We start from the raw sequence: 17794 nt of genomic DNA, 5'->3' as shown, positions 1-17794 counted from the left end.
AGGGTATTCATATTACAGTAAATACAAGCTCCTCTGAATCTTCAGGGAGCCTGCAAACATTCTAAACTCTTAGTTCGATTTACTCAGCAGGGCGTGGGCAAATTTCATCTTCAACAAAGAAATAAGCAATCTCACGAGCGGCTGATTCAGGACTGTCCGAGCCATGCACAGAGTTATAACGCATGCTGATCGCATAATCAGAACGCAAGCTACCACAGGCCGCTTCATCTGGATTTGTTTTTCCCATCAATTCACGGTAGCGAGTAATAACACTTTCACCTTCAAGCACTTGAACCATAACAGGGCCTGATGTCATGTACTCAACGAGTGCATCAAAAAATTCTTTGCCTTCATGCTCGGCATAAAAACCTTGAGCCTGTTCTTTTGTTAGAGAGAGCATTTTAGCGGCTACAACTTGCATACCCGTTTTTTCAATACGACGGTAAATAGCACCGATTAAATTACGCTTAACCGCATCTGGTTTTACAATTGAAAAAGTACGTTCTATTGTCATTCTACTTTCCTTCAAGTTTCTTTTACTTCTTAAAAGCTATTATAATTATTAGAAAAAAGACCGAGTCTATTGCCCGATCTTTTCTTATTTATTTTGTAAGAATGTTCGCTAATGTTCTTACACCGACACCCGTTGCCCCTGCAGACCATTTGTCTGAGGGAGCGGTTCGGTAAGTTGCAGAGCAATCCATATGCAACCAGCCTTTCTTATAATCATCAACAAAATAAGAAAGAAAACCCGCGGCCGTACTTGCGCCTGGTGAATAGGCTCCAGAACCAATATTCGCTAAATCAGCAAAATTAGAAGGCAACATCTCACGATGAAATTCCATTAACGGCAAACGCCATAAACCTTCGTTCTCTTCTTGAGCTGAAATTAATGCTTGCTGGCTTAACTTTTCATCAAAACTCAATAATGAATGAAAATCATTACCAACCGCCATTTTAGCGGATCCCGTTAGTGTTGCACAATCGATAATTAATTCGGGGGTTTGCTCAGAAGCAAATTGAAGGCCATCCGCTAAGACTAAACGTCCTTCTGCATCTGTATTTAAAATCTCAACCGTTTTTCCATTTTTATAGGTAATGATATCGCCTAACTTTAATGCTCGACCTGATATCATATTTTCTGCGCAGCATAAAACCAATTTAACACGCTTATCTAAACCACGAAGAATCGACATTGCAAGACCTGCAGTAACAAGCGCAGCTCCGCCCATGTCAGCCTTCATTGATGCCATGCCACCTGAAGGTTTAATGCTGTAACCACCAGAATCAAACGTAATGCCTTTACCTACAAGACAAGCGTATACAGGCGCATTTTCATCACCCGTTGGGTTGTAGTCTAATTGCAGCATCGCAGACGTACGTTCAGAGCCACGACCGACGGCATACGTTCCCGTCCATCCTTCCGTTAAAAGATCTTTATCTTTTACAATTTTAGCTTTTACCGTTCCTTCTGGAGCAACTGATTTAATGAATTCGGCCGCCATACTCGCCAACTGGCGTGGGGCAACTTCTTCTGCCGTTTTATTAATAATGTCACGGGTCCAGTTGGTCGTTAAAATACGTGCATTTAATTCTTTTTCGTCATGATCTGAGAGTGAGTTCCAAGCGATATCATTATTACTTTTCGAACCACGGAAGCCTTGAATAAAAGACCAAATAGATTCGAGATCCCATGACGCGCCATCCAAAGCGACATCAACAATACCTTGAGTATTTAACTTTCGTGCAGCACGTTGAACCGTACTGTATACATCATTGTCAGTATAATGAATGACGGCGCCTTCTGTGGTAAATGAAAGCAGTGCGTTATTCCCCCAATGAGCAAGAGCTTTTGTATTTGAAAGTTGTACTGTCATCTTCTGTGACATCATGTATCTCCTTTATAAAACGCAACACCACTCAACAATAAGTCATGATCATACCAATTCAACTTGCCATTGATTTTTATTGCATTTTTGTATTCGGTTAAACGAACAGAACGTTCGATTTTTAAGTCAATTTGCCTACTTTAAACCCGTGATTCAAGGAACTTAGGTTAATTCTAAGAGATGGAGCCAACCAATTGCTGATATTTCATATATTTCAGACGAGATCCTTCATTAAGACTAATCCCACTCATCCATCCAACAAAGAATGATAGCTTCTAATACCTTCTCTCCTGAGTGCTTTGGATCGTCATCAAAATCATCCAATTCCAATATCCACTCAAGTAAATCCGTAAAGCGAACCGTTTTAGGGTCAACTTCTGGGTATTTTTCTACTAATTCAATCGCAATATCTTGAGAATCTATCCATTTTAAGCTCATAATCACATCCTTAAATTATGTTGATACCATTAACTTACTAATATAAAAAAAGGTAAGTTCTGAGGGGTAAGCTATTACTCACATCTCATCCCTTACCTTTTTAGAAGAGGCTAATTAATTCGTTAAAATTAATGCTCTTCTGATGCTAAGTTTAGTGTATATTTTGGAATTTCTACCACTAAATCTTGTTTTGCCATTCTTGCTTGGCAACCTAAACGAGATTCAGGCTCTAGACCCCATGCTTTATCTAGCATGTCATCTTCAAGCTCATCACTTTCTTCTAATGAATCAAACCCTTCACGAATAACAATGTGGCACGTTGTACAGGCACATGATTTTTCACATGCATGCTCAATAGCAATACCATTTTTTAATGCAACATCTAAAACGGTATCGCCTTCATTCGCTTCAAGCACTGCGCCGTCAGGACATAATTCACTGTGTGGTAGAACAATTATCTTTGGCATTTCTATACCTCATCAATAGATTGACCAGCTAATGCGGCACGAATAGAGGCATCCATTCGACGCGCTGCAAACTCTTGGCTTGCTTCATCAGCGTGTTTAATTCCGTCTTCAATTGCTTGCGTATCAGTACCTTTACGTACCGTAATTAACGCTTCAACTGCTTGTAATATTACTGTTTGTTCTTCTTTCGATAACAATGCATCACCATCGTTATTTAACGCTACGACTAATCCTTCGATAACACGATCGGCTTCAACTTGCTGCTCTGCTAATGCACGAGCTTGCATATCTTCTTTAGCAAACGTCATTGAATCTTTCAGCATGTTCGCTACTTCATTATCACTTAAACCATAAGAAGGCTTAACTTGAATATGAGATTGAACACCAGTGCTTTTTTCCATTGCCGTAACAGATAAAAGACCATCGGCATCCACTTGGTAAGTCACTCGAATATGTGCAGCACCAGCTGTCATTGGAGGAATGCCTTTCAATGAGAAGCGCGCTAATGAGCGTCCATCTTCAACCATTTCACGCTCACCTTGAACAACATGAACCATCATGCCTGTTTGACCGTCTTTAAAAGTCGTAAATTCTTGTGCTTTAGCTACTGGGATTGTGGTATTACGAGGAATGATTTTTTCAACTAATCCCCCCATGGTTTCAATACCCAGAGACAGTGGAATTACATCGAGTAATAACATTTCTGCGTCTGGTTTATTACCCACTAAAATATCCGCTTGAATGGCTGCGCCAATAGCAACCACTTGATCAGGATCGATACTGGTTAATGGTGTTTTAGCAAAATAATCACCAACAGAACGTCGAACGATAGGTGTTCTTGTTGAACCACCAACCATGACCACTTCCATTACGTCTTCAGAACTAATATCGGCATCTTTAAGAGCACGGCGGCACGCCATTAGTGTTTTCTTTACTAATGATTGAATTAATTGATTAAAGATATCAACCGTAATAGTGCCTGACCATTCTTTAAAAGAAACCGTGACTGAATCTGCATCTGACAATGCGACTTTGGTTTCTGTTGCTAATGTCAAAAGCTCACGTTGTTCTTGATTAGAAAGGGCCGTCGTAATTTCTGCTTGATCTTTAATCCATTGGGATAGTACATGGTCAAAATCATCACCACCGAGTGCTGAGTCGCCCCCTGTAGCTAGTACTTCAAATACACCTTTTGATAAACGTAATATTGAAATATCAAACGTACCACCACCAAGGTCATAAACCGCAATAATACCTTCTTGACCAGAATCAAGACCATAAGCAATCGCTGCGGCCGTTGGTTCATTTAATAAACGTAGAACATTTAAACCCGCAAGTGTTGCTGCATCTTTTGTTCCTGCTCGTTGAGCATCGTCAAAATAGGCAGGAACCGTAATTACGACACCTTCAAGACTGCCACCTAAAGTGACTTCTGCGCGATTGGATAATGATTTTAAAATTTCAGCAGACACTTGAATTGGATTAACATCACCCTGAGTAGTATGGATAACAGGTAACCCATTATCGCTTTCCGTAAATTGATACGGTAAATCAGGATAACGAGCCTGAATGTCTTTCAATGAACGGCCCATTAAACGCTTTACTGAAATAATGGTATTTTGAGGATCAGAAGCAGCCGATTGGTAAGCATTAGCACCTACACAAATTTTATCATCTTGATATTTCACTACAGATGGAAGAATCACGTTACCTTTCATATCGGGCAATGTATTCGCTTCACCACTTCTAACAGAGGCTACCAGCGAGTTAGTGGTTCCTAAATCAATGCCAACCGCTAACTTATGTTGATGCGGTGCAGCACTTTGTCCAGGTTCAGAAATTTGTAGAAATGCCATCGGTAATATCCTTCACTTAGTTAATCTAACAAAGATTAACCTAATAATTTATCTTCTAACTTTTCGACTTCTTGGTTTAGCTTATCAATAAACTTAAGTTTACGAACGCTTTGTGCCGCTTCTTGCCATAACTCGGATTCTAATTGCTGCTTTAATTCAGCTAATTGAGTTTTACGCATTGCAGAAACATTTTCTGAAAAATCAAACAGTGCACTTTCAGGATCTGAACTTGATAGCAAGTCTTCGAGATCTTCTCGTAACTCCATCTGTTGCATTAGAAACATAGGATCTTGCATTGTGGTTTGTTCGCCACGAATGTCATGTCCTTGCTCTGATAATATATACTCTGCACGAGTGACTGGATTTTTAAGCGTTTGATAAGCGTCGTTGATTTGTGCCGCTTTTTGAACGGAAAGCAAGCGGTCACGCTCTGAAGAGGTCGCGAAATTGTCGGGGTGGAATCGTTTCTGCAATTCAAGGAACTGAGCAGAAAGAAGGCCACCATCCAGTTCAAACTGGTTTGGTAGCCCAAATAATTCAAAATGATTCATAGTTAACGTTATGCTCTATACGTTGAAGCTTTCACCACACCCACATTCACTTTTTACGTTAGGGTTGTTGAACTTGAAGCCTTCATTTAGACCTTCTTTGGCAAAGTCTAATTCAGTGCCATCCATATAAGCTAAACTTTTTGGATCGATGATGATTTTTACACCAAACTTTTCAAAGACTTCGTCTTCTTCATTTAGATCATCAACAAACTCAAGAATATACGCCATACCAGAGCAACCAGAGGTTCTTACGCCTAAACGTAGACCAATGCCTTTTCCTCGGTTTTCAAGAAATGTTTGAACACGGCTTGCTGCTGCTTCGGTTACTGAAATGGCCATACTACAACCTTTACTATATTTGTTTTGTGGTCATGGATGTCATTAACTAATAATGACCTACTTAGATAACAAAGCGCTTTACTATATTACAAACAAAACGCTTTATTAGATTGCTTAATCTTAGTGCTTATTACGGTAATCAAGTACCGCTGCTTTAATTGCATCTTCCGCTAAGATTGAACAGTGAACTTTTACTGGTGGTAATTCTAGCTCTTCTGCAATTTCAGCATTTTTCAATGCAGCAGCTTCGTCAAGAGTTTTACCTTTAACCCATTCAGTTACTAATGAGCTTGACGCAATTGCAGAACCGCAACCGTATGTTTTGAATTTTGCATCTTCAATAATGCCTTCTGGAGACACTTTGATTTGCAATTTCATTACGTCACCACACGCTGGAGCACCAACCATGCCGCTACCAACTGATGGATCATCTTTTTCAAATGAACCTACGTTACGTGGGTTTTCGTAGTGATCGATTACTTTTTCGCTATAAGCCATGATAAATACCTCTAAATTCTGAAACGTCCGTGTTTAGTGGTGTGCCCACTCAACCGTGTTTAAGTCGATGCCTTCTTTGTACATATCCCATAACGGAGACATATCACGCAGTTTATTTACTGCCTGGCTAATTTGTGTAATTGCATGATCAATTTCTTCTGCCGTTGTATAACGACCAAAAGAGAAACGAATTGAACTGTGTGCTAATTCATCATTCAAGCCTAATGCACGCAATACATACGATGGTTCAAGACTCGCTGAAGTACATGCTGAACCAGAAGAAACAGCAAGATCTTTCAATGCCATTAGCAATGATTCACCTTCAACAAACTCAAAGCTGATGTTTAAGTTATGTGGTACACGTTGGTCTAAATCACCATTAATGTGTACCGCTTCCATATCTTTAACACCATCAAGAAGACGATCACGCATTGCTAGGCAATGGTCGTAATCTTTTTGCATCTCTTCTTTTGCAATACGACAGGCTTCACCCATACCAACAATTTGGTGAGTTGCTAATGTACCAGAACGGAAACCTCGTTCGTGGCCACCACCATGCATTTGTGCTTCTAAACGAATACGTGGTTTACGACGAACGTACAATGCACCAATGCCTTTAGGGCCATACATTTTATGAGCAGAAAGTGAGATTAAATCTACTTTCACTTCTTGTACATCAAGTGGGATTTTACCCGCTGATTGCGCGGCATCTACATGGAAAACAATTTTACGTGAACGACAAAGTTCACCGATTGCCGTGATATCTTGAATCACACCAATTTCATTATTTACGTGCATAATAGAAACAAGAACCGTGTCTTCACGCATTGCTGCTTCTAATTTAGCTAAATCAACCAAACCATTTGATTCTGGATCTAAGTACGTTACTTCATAGCCTTCGCGCTCAAGTTGACGACATGGATCAAGAACCGCTTTATGCTCAGTTTTACATGTAATTACGTGCTTACCTTTCTTATGATAGAAATGCGCAGCACCTTTAATTGCAAGGTTATCTGATTCTGTAGCGCCTGATGTAAATACGATCTCACGTGGATCGGCATTTAATAAAGCAGCAATATTGTCACGAGCAGTATCTACTGCTTCTTCAGCCTGCCATCCGTAACGGTGTGAACGTGATGCTGGGTTACCAAAGCATCCATCCATAGTCATATGTTGAACCATTTTATCGGCTACGCGCTTATCAACAGGACAAGTCGCCGAATAATCAAAGTAAATTGGCAGTTTCATTTTCATCTCCGAGAATACAGACGTTTGACCGTCAAAAGCGGACATTAACACCCACAGAATTTGTTAATTTTGAATTCGTTACTAACCCATTATTTAAGGCTGCATCGATGTTTTGTCGATCTGATACTTGTTGAACTTCATTATCAACCATCAGCTCACCAAGGCTTATACCATCTAAGAAGCTACTGATACGTGAACTTAAATCACGCCACAATGTGTGCGTTAAACAACGCGTGCCACCTTGACAACCTTCTTTACCATGGCACTTAGTTGCATCAACCGATTCATCAACCGCCGAAATAACCATTCCAACCGCAATTTCATCTGGTTTTAATCCTAAGCGATAACCACCACCTGGACCTCGAACACTAGCAACTAAACCAGCTTTACGTAATTTAGAGAATAATTGTTCAAGATAAGATAATGAAATTCCCTGTCGTTCCGATATATCGGCAAGTGGCACAGGCCCTTCTTGAGCATGCAGTGCAACATCAAGCATTGCCGTTACTGCATACCTTCCTTTCGAAGTTAATTTCATAAGTTACCTCATACCCACACTATTCGTATGGAATGAAGTTTCCCATACCTGACCATTTTGGTCAAGTATTTATCCTACTATTTTAGTCAAGTATTCTAATTGCATCTATTTTTTAAGATTTGAGCTTCTTTCTACCGCAGTTAATATACCGCGTAATGTACGTAATTCATGAATTTCAGGACGAGCACGATTAAACATCCGGCGCATCTTATTCATTACTTGTCCTGGATGAGCCTTATTAATAAAGTCGGTATCCGTCATCACTTTTTCAAGATGCTCATAAAATAATTCTAATTCGTTATTTAAAGGATATTCCGCTTCTTTAGATTCACCTTTATACGCCTGACTATCTAACCAAGCAACACGCGCTTCATAACTAATTGTTTGCACTGCCATTGCTAAATTTAATGAGCTGTATTCAGGATTTGCTGGAATACATACATGAAAATGACATTTCTGTAATTCTTCATTGGTTAATCCAACTCTTTCTCGACCAAATACAAACGCAATAGGATGAGACGGCGCTTCTTCTATTGCTTTGACGCCCGCTTCTCTTGGTTCTAACATTGGCCATTCGAGTGTTCTTGAACGAGCACTTGACCCAATAACTAAACCACAATCAGAGATAGCTTCATCTAATGTACTAACAATACGCGCTCGATTCGCAATATCACTTGCACCGGCAGCTAATGCGATGGCTTGACCATCAACTTCACATTCAGGCGCAACTAATACCATATTAGTTAAGCCCATTACTTTCATGGCACGAGCCGCTGACCCAATGTTTCCTGAATGGCTAGTACCAACAAGGACAATACGAATTCTATCTAACATGTTATTTTTCCATATGATGAAAAGAGCCGCCGGATACTACCATAAAGCAATATCCCTTTCTTCTTTATATACCAGAGATTTTAACCTGTAATCGCTTTTTTCATAATAAAGACACGAACTGAACAAAAAATAAACGCTTCCTTTTAATTATTAATTTATGTATACTCGCGGCCGATTTCTGTTCTTTAACATCTTTTGGGATATAACTATGCATCCAATGCTAAATATTGCTATACGTACTGCGCGTAAAGCCGGTGACTTTGTTGCTAAATCTTTTGAGCAAACTGACAAAATTGAAACAACAAAAAAAGGCAATAATGAGTTTATTACGAACATCGAAAACGATGCTCAATATATGCTTGTTGATATGATCAAGAAATCTTACCCTGATCACAGCATCATTTCTGAAGAGTCTGGCCTAATCGAAGGCAGAGACGCTGACGTTCAATGGATCATTGACCCATTAGATGGCACTACTAACTTCGTTAAAGGTATCCCACACTTCGCTATCTCTATTGCTGTTCGCATTAAAGGTCGCACAGAAGTTGCTTGTGTATACGATCCAATCCGTAATGAATTATTCACAGCTCAACGTGGTTCTGGTGCTCAACGCAACAACCAACGTATGCGTGTGCAAGAATTAAAAGACATGAATGAAACCATTCTTGCAACAGGTCTTCCTTACCGTCAAAAACAACACGCTGAAAGCTACACAAAAATCCTAGGCGCAATGTTTGTTGAATGTTCTGATATCCGCAGTTCTGGTTGCCCTTCTCTAGATTTATGTTACTTAGCAGCAGCTCGTATTGATGGTTTCTTCGCTCTAGGTCTTAAGCCTTGGGAAATCTCAGCAGCAGACCTAATCGCTCGTGAATCTGGCGTTATCTGTACTGACTTCACTGGCAATACTGACTACATGAAAACAGGTAACCTAGTTGCTGGTAGCCCACGTATGGTTAAGTCTATGCTTAAAAAAATCCGTGACAACGGCAGCGAAGCTCTTACTAAATAGACGCGTTGACGACATAATTGTCATTGATTGAAAATTGAATTAAAAAAAATGGAAGTGAATTTATTCACTTCCATTTTTATTATCTCGATGTTATTGATGATCGATCACAGCTCAATTTCCCACCCAAAATTAGCCATTAGTTTATTCCACTTGTCACCAACACTCGCTTTTATTACAACATGCTTATTCGTGCTCGGATGAATGAAACTCAATTCAGACGCGTGTAATAATAAACGGTGACTATCTAAATTATTTTGAAATAATCGATTATGTTTGCTATCGCCATGAGTCGTATCCCCAACAATTGGGTGGCGTAAATGCGCCATGTGACGACGTAGCTGATGTTTTCTGCCTGTATGCGGCTTTAATTCCATCAAGCAATATCGACTGGTTGGAAATTTACCTGTTGAATAGGGTAATTCAACGTTAGCTAAGGGTTTATATTCCGTTATTGCTTCTTTTGCCTCAACGTCTTTTGACGCCTTTTTATCCGCAATTTTATCTAATTGTTCTTTAAGTGGGTAATCAAGAATACCCCCCTCTTCTATCCAGCCACGCACAATAGCATGATACGTTTTTTTAATTTCTCGACTTGCAAATAACGGTGAAAATTGAGCAGCCACCGCGCTTGATAACGCAAAAAACAAAATGCCAGATGTAGGTCTATCTAAGCGGTGTAATGGAAAAACATGTTGGCCAATTTGATCTCGTAATGTTTGCATCGCAAATACGGTTTCATGTTTATCAAGCCATGAGCGGTGAACAAGCATTCCTGCCGGTTTATTAATGGCTATCAAATCGTCATCACGATACACGATCTCTAATTCAATCGGCTTTGGTTTTTCTTCATGTTCGCTCAACGCTTCAGTGTTTATATTGTGTTTATTAATGTTCACAAAATCTTACCTAACTTATCAATATTCTGGCAAATACCTATGATCTCAGTAGTGCCTTTTTGATTTTTCAATGCTTCTTCGATATAAGGCGCGATAGAGAATCCTTTCGGTAATGGGTGCCCATTTTCGATTAAAATAAACATCTTAGGGATAAAAATCCACTGCAACCACTCTGTTGAAGATAACGTATCAATAGCAAAAGGTTCTGTACTCGCCAACGCAGACAAAGACGGAGTTGCTGTCTGCCAATGACCATGATGCTGTAATTGCTCAGTTAACTGCTTTAATAACACCGTTAATGATAATGAAGTTGTCATAACCGATTGTTCTCGCACTCTCTAATACTTTTAATGACAAAGGATACCATCTTATCAACGGTTGGGTATAATCGAAGCATTAACCATTGAATAAGATATATCATGGAACAGATTTATACGCTTAGCCAACTAATCCAACAGTCCAATTGTGAGTATGCTATTTATGATTTAGGTCGTCGTGTCCAACGCATTGACAGTAAACAATTTGAGTCAATTGAAGCGGCACAACAACCTTATCTTTTTCCTTTGCAACGTCATGCTCACTTAGCTATCGCTTATTGGAATGAAACAAAACAACCTTGGATTTGGTTTTTAAAACTACCTCTAGATGAACGCAGTCTGTTGCAACAAGCTGATGTAGGTAATTTTATTAAGTATGTAATTGAAGCGATTGGTGTCTCACTAAGCAGTGAGTTAAATGAAGATCAACAACAAAATCTGTCCAACAATCCATACACGTTTAAGCCTAAAGATGACAAGATGGCGATGTTTCATAGCCTCTTACGCGCTGACTTAAAACAGCCAATGAGTCAATATTACGAACATGCGAAAACCTATCTTTCTGGCAATAATGGTTGGACTAATTGGCAATCGGTTGGCGTTCAAGGGTTAGCTGATGTATGTGCAAATCTAGATAAAGACAATAACTCAGTCGCACTGCGTAACGCATTAACCCACCTACCAAATACAGTTTTATACGCAACGCTAGGGTGCTTAGAGCACATTAAATTGCCAGAAAAACTAGCTCAAAGACAACTTGAAATCATTAATGATCTTTGCGACTCAGATGCTGCTGATTTATTTTTATTATCAGCCCACATTCGCGCCCTTTCTGGCGCACCTAAAAAGGTCCTTTCTGAAGCATTAGCTCAAATTCTACGTAGTGAACGATTAAGCCACCCTGAAGTATTAGTCGCAATTGCAGGGCGTTGCTGGGGAAGATTAGAAGACATTGCTATTGCGAATCAATTTTTACTTCGTTTGGCCCAAACCGGTGATCAGCAACTCTTTAATCAACTGTTTGCCGATCTCGTAATGCAACCAACATTACGTATGTGTATGTTACAAATTCTACACGGTGATGCCGACTCTCAACTGGCTCAAGCATTAGTCAAACTACAGCAAAATACGAAGAGTGAATAAAAATGGAGAATCTCTTTGCGATACTCGGCTTAACGTTTTTTTGCTTTCTATTTTGGCAGCAACGAAGACAATCAGAATTTGCTAACCAAGCAATTCAACATTATTGTAAAAAAATGGAATTACAACTATTAAGTGTCGCAAGAGGCTCTTATGGTTTTCGTCTACCTAGTGGAAAAAAGCGCCTTTATACTACGTATGAATTTGAATTTTCTTCCATTGGTGATGATCACTATACGGGGAAATTGATCATGGTTGGATTTAAAGCCGCTAAATTTAATCTACCTCCATATCGTATTGATGGTGAGTTTTAATACAAACGGTATAAGTGGGTAGTAACTCAATGCTACCCACTTAAGAGCTTAAGTTATACGATGATAATTACCACCACGCCTCCCACATTGCACCCACTGCAAATGTGTCTTGCTTACCGGTTTCTCCGCGAGTTAAATCTACTTCAGTATTTGAATCACCAACCGTTGCATAGAATCTCAACATTGGGCGTGCTCCTGAGTCCATATCAAAACTGATATTTTGAGATAGTGTGACTTTCCACGCGTCGTTCTGTCCACTTTGATTATCAAAATCAACCACAGAATAACCCGCTTCCAACCAAGTAGAATGAATACTATTCCATGCATATGTTGGTCGGACAATTGCACTGTAGTTCGCTCGGTCATCCTGACTTGCATTTTTATCTTCTAACGATTGATAACCTGCTAAATATTCAATATTGGTTTGATTACTAATAACCAACTTACCTTCTAACTGCATAAGCAACGTAGTGAGATCTTCCGTTTTATTAAAGATATTATTATCGACATTGTTGCCATAACGAGTAACAAACTGATTCGTCATTGCACCATAAGTATGATCAAGTTGAATGGCTAATTGGTATGAATCAATATCATCCACATAGCACTGTTTATCCAGCCCAGTGCCCGTACATGTTTGCGTATCTTTATCTGTCTCTGTATTTTTAGAAGAGAAACCATAGTTAGCATACAGTGATAATGCTAATGCATCTGTCAGGTTAATATCATGCAATTTAGAGGTAATCGCATAATTTCCGCTATCACCAGTACCGCCATTGTCATCAACTTGCGCAACCGCTGCCATGTCAAATTTTACACTGCCAAATTCAAGGTTTTTAATACCAGCACCTTGAGCATCATTCTGCATCCAAAAGTAATCATTTAACCCTGTTTGAGGACGATTATGGAAATCTCGGCCAGCCCAAATATAAGCATTAGGTTGTGATTCAAAAACATTCGTAGCCCCCGCATAGAATTTTTTCAAACCAACTTCATCACCCCAATGCTCTAACATTAAAACGACATCCCAAATCGTACCATTATCAGAGACGAATCCTTTAGCAAATTGAAATTCCCCCCCATTACTTTCGTTACCTAAACGACCCGTAGCATTTCCAATCAATTGACCATCAGCAGAAACGTATTTCTCTGTGTCATCTGAAAAGTGAAAACCATAACGAGCGTACCCTGAAAATACAATGCCATCAGGTATGTCTGTTTCCGGAGAAATAACTAAGGGTTGTTGATCATCTAATTGGATATTATCTAGCAATTCTGTTTCAGCCAAAATGATTGGTGAAGAAAGTGCAGCTGTAACAGCAAAAGCAACAGGTAATAACTTCATTTTATATTCCTTTAAATATTTAGACAGCAAAAAACAAATCAATGCAAAAACGCACTAATTAAAGTTATTCATTTATTCTCTATTTAATTATTAAACACTTACTTAAATATATTCAAACACAGAAAGTGTTAACTATTAAGTTAATCACATGGCTTTTATATTTATATATATTTTATTTTTGTGCTTTAAAAAGAATAGTTAAATCCGAACGAATCATATCTACGTACGGATATTTATATTAGTTACTGGTTTTTATTATATATACTAGAATCACGAATAATAAGTTCGCCAGTTAATACTTCGGTTGTTGGTTTGATTTCTTTATCCGAGATTAACGCTAATGCTTTATTCATTGCTAGTTGTGTTATTTCTTGTATTGGAACATTAATTGTTGTTAATGCAGGAGATAAGAACGCGGATATCTCATCATTATCAATACCTACAATTGAAATATCTTCAGGTACTCGCAGGTTCATTTCTTTCAATGCCTTTATTGCCCCTAGAGCTAAATGATCATTAAAACAAAATATAGCGGTAATTTTATCTGATTTACTCAATAATTCTTTGCACGCTTGATAACCATCTTCCAACTTACCATGCTTCACGATGGTTAAGCTCTCATCGTAATATACACCATGTTTTTCTAGTGTTTCTTTCGCACCTTGTAATCTTATTTTTCCGGTACTTGAAGCCAAACTAATAGTAATAATTGCAATATTTTTATGTTTTAATTCAATAAGATGCTCTATTGCCATTCGACTTGCATCATATTGATCAAAAGCAACAGCATGCCCTAGCCCATCAGGTAATGTTCTATTGATAACAACTAAAGGAATAGGTAGTGTTTCTTGGATCTTACAATAATCAGTCGCTGTCATGGTTCGGCTATAAATTAAAATAGCATCACACTTTCTAGAAACTAATGAATTAATGGCTTCTATTTCGGTTTCAAGTTGGTTGTGACCATCAGTAACAATTAACTGCTTACCTGATTCTTCTGCAATTCTTGTTGCTTCTTTGAGTAAAATACCAAAATAATAACCATCAAAGAAAGAGACAATAAGACCAATGCTATTTGAACTATTTGTTGCCAATGCTTGAGCTACGAGGCTCGGTTTATAGTTCAATGTCTCCATTGCATCAAAAATCAGTTTTTTGGTTTCTTCCTTTACCGGCCCTTTCCCATTCATTACTCGAGAAACCGTCGCTTTAGAAACACCAGCAAGCTTACATACATCATTAATTGTTGCCATTCACCCACCAAATACACCCAAAAAGAACTAGCGTAATAATAGCTAAGTTATTACGCTAAATACACTTTATTATTTATTTTGCAAAACTCGATGGATCTCAATCAACTCTTGGATCATTTCTTTTGCAAGCATAGAAGTCATTATATGATCTTGAGCATGCACCATAATTAAATTTACCGGTACTTTACCTTCCCCTTCATCAAGACCAATTAACTGCGTTTGCACATCATGAGCTTTTTTTGATGCTTCTGCTGATTGTTTTAATAACTCATCAACTTTATCCCATTCACCCGATTTTGCAGCTCGAAGGGCTTCCATTGCGCATGATTTTGATTCACCAGCATTAATGATCAGTTCCATTACCGTGCTTTCTAGTTCTTCACCGACTAACATCGCTTTATTCCTATTTAATTTGATTGGTCATTGATAAAAAGTGATAAACAGATCCAATTAATCCGCTGTCATTATTAAACGTACTTTTTTCAATAGTGACTAACTCTTTAACATTAAATTTATTTATTGATGGTTGAGTTTGTATAATCTCTTCAAATTTATGTTCTATATTTGAAATTAAATCATCTCGATTACTTATTGCACCACCAATGATTATTTTCTCTGGATTTAAAATAAACGTTAAATTATATAAACCAATGGCTATATTCTTATAAAAGTCATCAATAATATTAATTGCAATATTATCTCCAGACTCCGCCAATTTAAATATATCTTTACCTGATAAATTTTCAATACTATTAATATTTTTTAATTTAGAATATCGACGTCTAAGTCCTTCTCTTACTGATGCAGTAAAACTCATTGTTGCTGTCGCTTTATCTTCAGTATCAAATATATTCTTTGTGAACATATAACCAAATTCACCCGCCATGAAACCATGACCTCGAACCATTTGATTATTGATATAGATAGCACCACCGATACCTGTGCCTATCGTAATGCAGATAAAATTATCAACCGATTGTGCTTTACCAAGCCACTTCTCAGCTAAAGCCACACAATTAACGTCATTTTCTAATTCAACCGGTAATGACAATTTTGCAACCATTACCTCTTTAAATTGAAATCCATAAAAATCATCAATGGCTCCACCAGTTTTTAAATACCCCGTGTTTACATCAACAAAGCCAGGTAATGAGAAAGCCGCACCATCAAACGTATATCGTGTAGACCATTGTTCTTTTATATCAACAATGGTTTGAATGATTTGCTCCCCACTTGACTCAGTTTGCACCTTGCCTTGCTCTAGAATGTGGCCGTGTTCATTCAACACGCCAAACTTAATGTCTGTTCCACCAATATCAAACGATAAATACGTTGCCATAATTCGACTTTCCCATTTCTAATATAACGCTAGATATTTTCACCACGAGTCGCGATAACATCTTTAAACCAATGGAAAGACGCTTTTTTCTTACGCTCTAGTCCATTTTGATGATCAACATAAATAAACCCATATTGCTTTTTGTAACCGTTTAACCAGCTCAATAAATCAATCGCTGACCATGCGTAATACCCCTTAATGTGAACACCACGACGAACCGCTTCTTTTACTGCACCTAGATGATCTTTAATAAAATTGATTCGCGAAATATCACACACTTCACCATCAATAATCGGATCTTCATCACCCAATCCATTTTCTGTAATGTACAGTTTGATCTGACCATAATGCTCTTTTATCATTTCAAGCCCAGCAACAAACCCTTCAGGTGAAATTTCCCAATCCCATTTAGTGTATTTTTTATCGTCCATTTTAACTGTGCGATATACATTATCGTAACTTGAGTTGCCCGGAGAACCAGTCGAATTTTCACGAGTGATTTTACGAATTTCCATACCACTTTCAATTTTTTCAACACGTTGTGGTTGGTAGTAATTCAGTCCCATAAAGTCATTCAACGGTGCGGCTTCAAAAATAGTTTGTAGTTCTTCATCAGTCCAATCGGGCAAGTTACCTTCTTCTTGTAGTTGCTTAACCACGTATTCAGGATACTTACCTAATAGGATAGGATCATAGAACCAATTCATACTAAATTGGTTCGCATGCATTGCGGCAAAGTGACTCGCCTCTGAATCATCGACCCCAAATGCAGGGCTAAATACATGACTCAAGCCAATCTCACCAAATTGATTCAGTTTTTTATACTCAATCACCGCCTTAGCGTGTGCATAAAATACATTATGCGTCGCTTGAAAATATTTCTTAGGATCATTTTGAATCCCTGGTGGGTGTGCGCCTGCCATATAACCTAATGCGCAAAACACAACGGTTTCATTAAAAGTAATGAAATGTTTAACACGATCACCAAACTCATTAAAACATAGCTTTGCAAACTCAACATACGCATCACAGGTTGCTTTGTTTAACCATGAACCTTCTTTTTCTAGCGTTAAGGGTAAGTCCCAGTGATATAAAGTGACAAAAGGAACAATGCCATATTTCAAACATTCATCAATGACATTGTTATAAAAATCGATTCCTTTTTGATTAATCTCACCGGTGCCATTTGGAAAAATACGAGCCCAAGAGATTGAAAAGCGATAAGACTCTAAGCCCATTTCAGCCATTAATGCGATGTCTTCTTTATAACGATTGTAATGATCAATTGCGATATCGCCATTAGTTCCTTCGAACGTTTTCCCTGGAATTTTAGTAAACTCATCCCAGTTTGTTGGACCTTTTCCATCTTGATCCCATGCGCCTTCTATTTGGTAAGAAGCCGTTGCTGCGCCTAATAAAAAATCATTTGCAAATTTCATCTCGAATTCCTGCTCTACTGCTGCTAACAAATCGATAGCCAACTGATGTTTGTATTGGCCTAAGTCTTCTTAGGCCTAGAA

The 17794-nt window shown here is 38.4% G+C and carries 21 protein-coding genes; 3 read left to right on the top strand and 18 right to left on the bottom strand.

Features of this window, described 5'->3' with window-relative positions; genetic code table 11:
* Positions 1 to 79 precede the first annotated feature (79 nt).
* The 11 genes from ndk to trmJ form a co-directional block, all read right to left on the bottom strand.
* Positions 80 to 514, bottom strand: a complete 435-nt coding sequence (gene ndk / locus AACV33_RS15385) for a nucleoside-diphosphate kinase (RefSeq protein WP_012549530.1) — start codon at positions 512 to 514, stop codon at positions 80 to 82.
* 88 nt (positions 515 to 602) lie between these two features.
* Entirely contained in the window at positions 603 to 1889 is a 1287-nt protein-coding gene (gene pepB / locus AACV33_RS15380) for an aminopeptidase PepB (RefSeq protein ID WP_065611461.1), read from the bottom strand.
* A gap of 237 nt (positions 1890 to 2126) precedes the next feature.
* Positions 2127 to 2327, bottom strand: a complete 201-nt coding sequence (iscX, locus tag AACV33_RS15375; protein WP_012549528.1) for a Fe-S cluster assembly protein IscX — start codon at positions 2325 to 2327, stop codon at positions 2127 to 2129.
* 128 nt (positions 2328 to 2455) lie between these two features.
* On the bottom strand, positions 2456 to 2794 hold the full coding sequence (fdx, locus tag AACV33_RS15370) for an ISC system 2Fe-2S type ferredoxin (protein WP_012549527.1): 339 nt from the start codon (positions 2792 to 2794) through the stop codon (positions 2456 to 2458).
* Positions 2795 to 2796: 2 nt separating this feature from the next.
* On the bottom strand, positions 2797 to 4650 hold the full coding sequence (gene hscA / locus AACV33_RS15365; protein WP_182699402.1) for a Fe-S protein assembly chaperone HscA: 1854 nt from the start codon (positions 4648 to 4650) through the stop codon (positions 2797 to 2799).
* A gap of 35 nt (positions 4651 to 4685) precedes the next feature.
* Positions 4686 to 5201, bottom strand: coding sequence for a co-chaperone HscB (gene hscB, locus AACV33_RS15360; RefSeq protein ID WP_012549525.1), 516 nt, complete (start codon positions 5199 to 5201; stop codon positions 4686 to 4688).
* A gap of 15 nt (positions 5202 to 5216) precedes the next feature.
* The gene (gene iscA, locus AACV33_RS15355; protein WP_012549524.1) at positions 5217 to 5540 is read right to left on the bottom strand and encodes an iron-sulfur cluster assembly protein IscA; all 324 of its coding nucleotides are present in this window, start codon (positions 5538 to 5540) and stop codon (positions 5217 to 5219) included.
* 120 nt (positions 5541 to 5660) lie between these two features.
* Positions 5661 to 6038 (bottom strand): Fe-S cluster assembly scaffold IscU, encoded by a 378-nt coding sequence (gene iscU, locus AACV33_RS15350; protein WP_012549523.1) that lies wholly within the window; start codon positions 6036 to 6038, stop codon positions 5661 to 5663.
* A gap of 33 nt (positions 6039 to 6071) precedes the next feature.
* On the bottom strand, positions 6072 to 7286 hold the full coding sequence (locus AACV33_RS15345; protein ID WP_023603714.1) for an IscS subfamily cysteine desulfurase: 1215 nt from the start codon (positions 7284 to 7286) through the stop codon (positions 6072 to 6074).
* A gap of 31 nt (positions 7287 to 7317) precedes the next feature.
* A complete protein-coding gene (gene iscR, locus AACV33_RS15340) occupies positions 7318 to 7824 on the bottom strand; it encodes a Fe-S cluster assembly transcriptional regulator IscR (protein WP_012549521.1) in 507 nt (168 codons plus the stop codon).
* 105 nt (positions 7825 to 7929) lie between these two features.
* Positions 7930 to 8658 carry a tRNA (cytosine(32)/uridine(32)-2'-O)-methyltransferase TrmJ gene (gene trmJ / locus AACV33_RS15335; RefSeq protein WP_023603715.1) on the bottom strand — a complete coding sequence of 243 codons (729 nt, stop codon included), beginning with the start codon at positions 8656 to 8658 and terminating at the stop codon, positions 7930 to 7932.
* A gap of 208 nt (positions 8659 to 8866) precedes the next feature.
* Here trmJ and suhB point away from each other — a divergent pair, with 208 nt between their 5' ends.
* Positions 8867 to 9670: an inositol-1-monophosphatase gene (gene suhB / locus AACV33_RS15330; protein ID WP_023603716.1), complete on the top strand. Its 804-nt coding sequence runs from the start codon at positions 8867 to 8869 to the stop codon at positions 9668 to 9670.
* Between the two features lie 104 nt (positions 9671 to 9774).
* Here the strand turns inward: suhB and truC are convergent, their stop codons facing one another.
* The gene (truC, locus tag AACV33_RS15325) at positions 9775 to 10530 is read right to left on the bottom strand and encodes a tRNA pseudouridine(65) synthase TruC (RefSeq protein WP_182699430.1); all 756 of its coding nucleotides are present in this window, start codon (positions 10528 to 10530) and stop codon (positions 9775 to 9777) included.
* Positions 10531 to 10562: 32 nt separating this feature from the next.
* Positions 10563 to 10883, bottom strand: coding sequence for a YqcC family protein (locus tag AACV33_RS15320; RefSeq protein WP_012549517.1), 321 nt, complete (start codon positions 10881 to 10883; stop codon positions 10563 to 10565).
* A gap of 102 nt (positions 10884 to 10985) precedes the next feature.
* On the opposite strand from AACV33_RS15320, the gene AACV33_RS15315 reads away from it, so the two are divergent.
* Together AACV33_RS15315 and AACV33_RS15310 are read left to right on the top strand one after the other, a co-directional pair.
* Positions 10986 to 12026 (top strand): DUF3549 family protein, encoded by a 1041-nt coding sequence (locus AACV33_RS15315; RefSeq protein WP_182699401.1) that lies wholly within the window; start codon positions 10986 to 10988, stop codon positions 12024 to 12026.
* 2 nt (positions 12027 to 12028) lie between these two features.
* A complete protein-coding gene (locus AACV33_RS15310) occupies positions 12029 to 12337 on the top strand; it encodes a DUF3301 domain-containing protein (protein ID WP_012549515.1) in 309 nt (102 codons plus the stop codon).
* A 67-nt stretch (positions 12338 to 12404) separates the two neighbouring features.
* Here AACV33_RS15310 and AACV33_RS15305 read toward each other — a convergent pair whose 3' ends face one another.
* From AACV33_RS15305 to AACV33_RS15285, 5 genes are all read right to left on the bottom strand, one after another.
* Positions 12405 to 13682 carry a carbohydrate porin gene (locus AACV33_RS15305; RefSeq protein ID WP_065611467.1) on the bottom strand — a complete coding sequence of 426 codons (1278 nt, stop codon included), beginning with the start codon at positions 13680 to 13682 and terminating at the stop codon, positions 12405 to 12407.
* A gap of 242 nt (positions 13683 to 13924) precedes the next feature.
* Positions 13925 to 14935 (bottom strand): LacI family DNA-binding transcriptional regulator, encoded by a 1011-nt coding sequence (locus AACV33_RS15300; protein ID WP_182699400.1) that lies wholly within the window; start codon positions 14933 to 14935, stop codon positions 13925 to 13927.
* Between the two features lie 69 nt (positions 14936 to 15004).
* Positions 15005 to 15328: a PTS lactose/cellobiose transporter subunit IIA gene (locus AACV33_RS15295; RefSeq protein WP_017023005.1), complete on the bottom strand. Its 324-nt coding sequence runs from the start codon at positions 15326 to 15328 to the stop codon at positions 15005 to 15007.
* 10 nt (positions 15329 to 15338) lie between these two features.
* The gene (locus tag AACV33_RS15290; RefSeq protein ID WP_182699399.1) at positions 15339 to 16274 is read right to left on the bottom strand and encodes an ROK family protein; all 936 of its coding nucleotides are present in this window, start codon (positions 16272 to 16274) and stop codon (positions 15339 to 15341) included.
* Positions 16275 to 16303: 29 nt separating this feature from the next.
* Positions 16304 to 17713, bottom strand: coding sequence for a glycoside hydrolase family 1 protein (locus AACV33_RS15285; RefSeq protein ID WP_182699398.1), 1410 nt, complete (start codon positions 17711 to 17713; stop codon positions 16304 to 16306).
* Positions 17714 to 17794: the final 81 nt, after the last annotated feature.

Origin of the sequence: Aliivibrio sp. SR45-2 (genome assembly GCF_963890165.1) — a bacterium.
In the GTDB taxonomy this organism is placed as follows: Bacteria; Pseudomonadota; Gammaproteobacteria; order Enterobacterales; family Vibrionaceae; genus Aliivibrio; species Aliivibrio salmonicida.
Note: the sequence above shows the minus strand (reverse complement) of the source record. Positions and strands in the feature narration are given on the sequence as shown.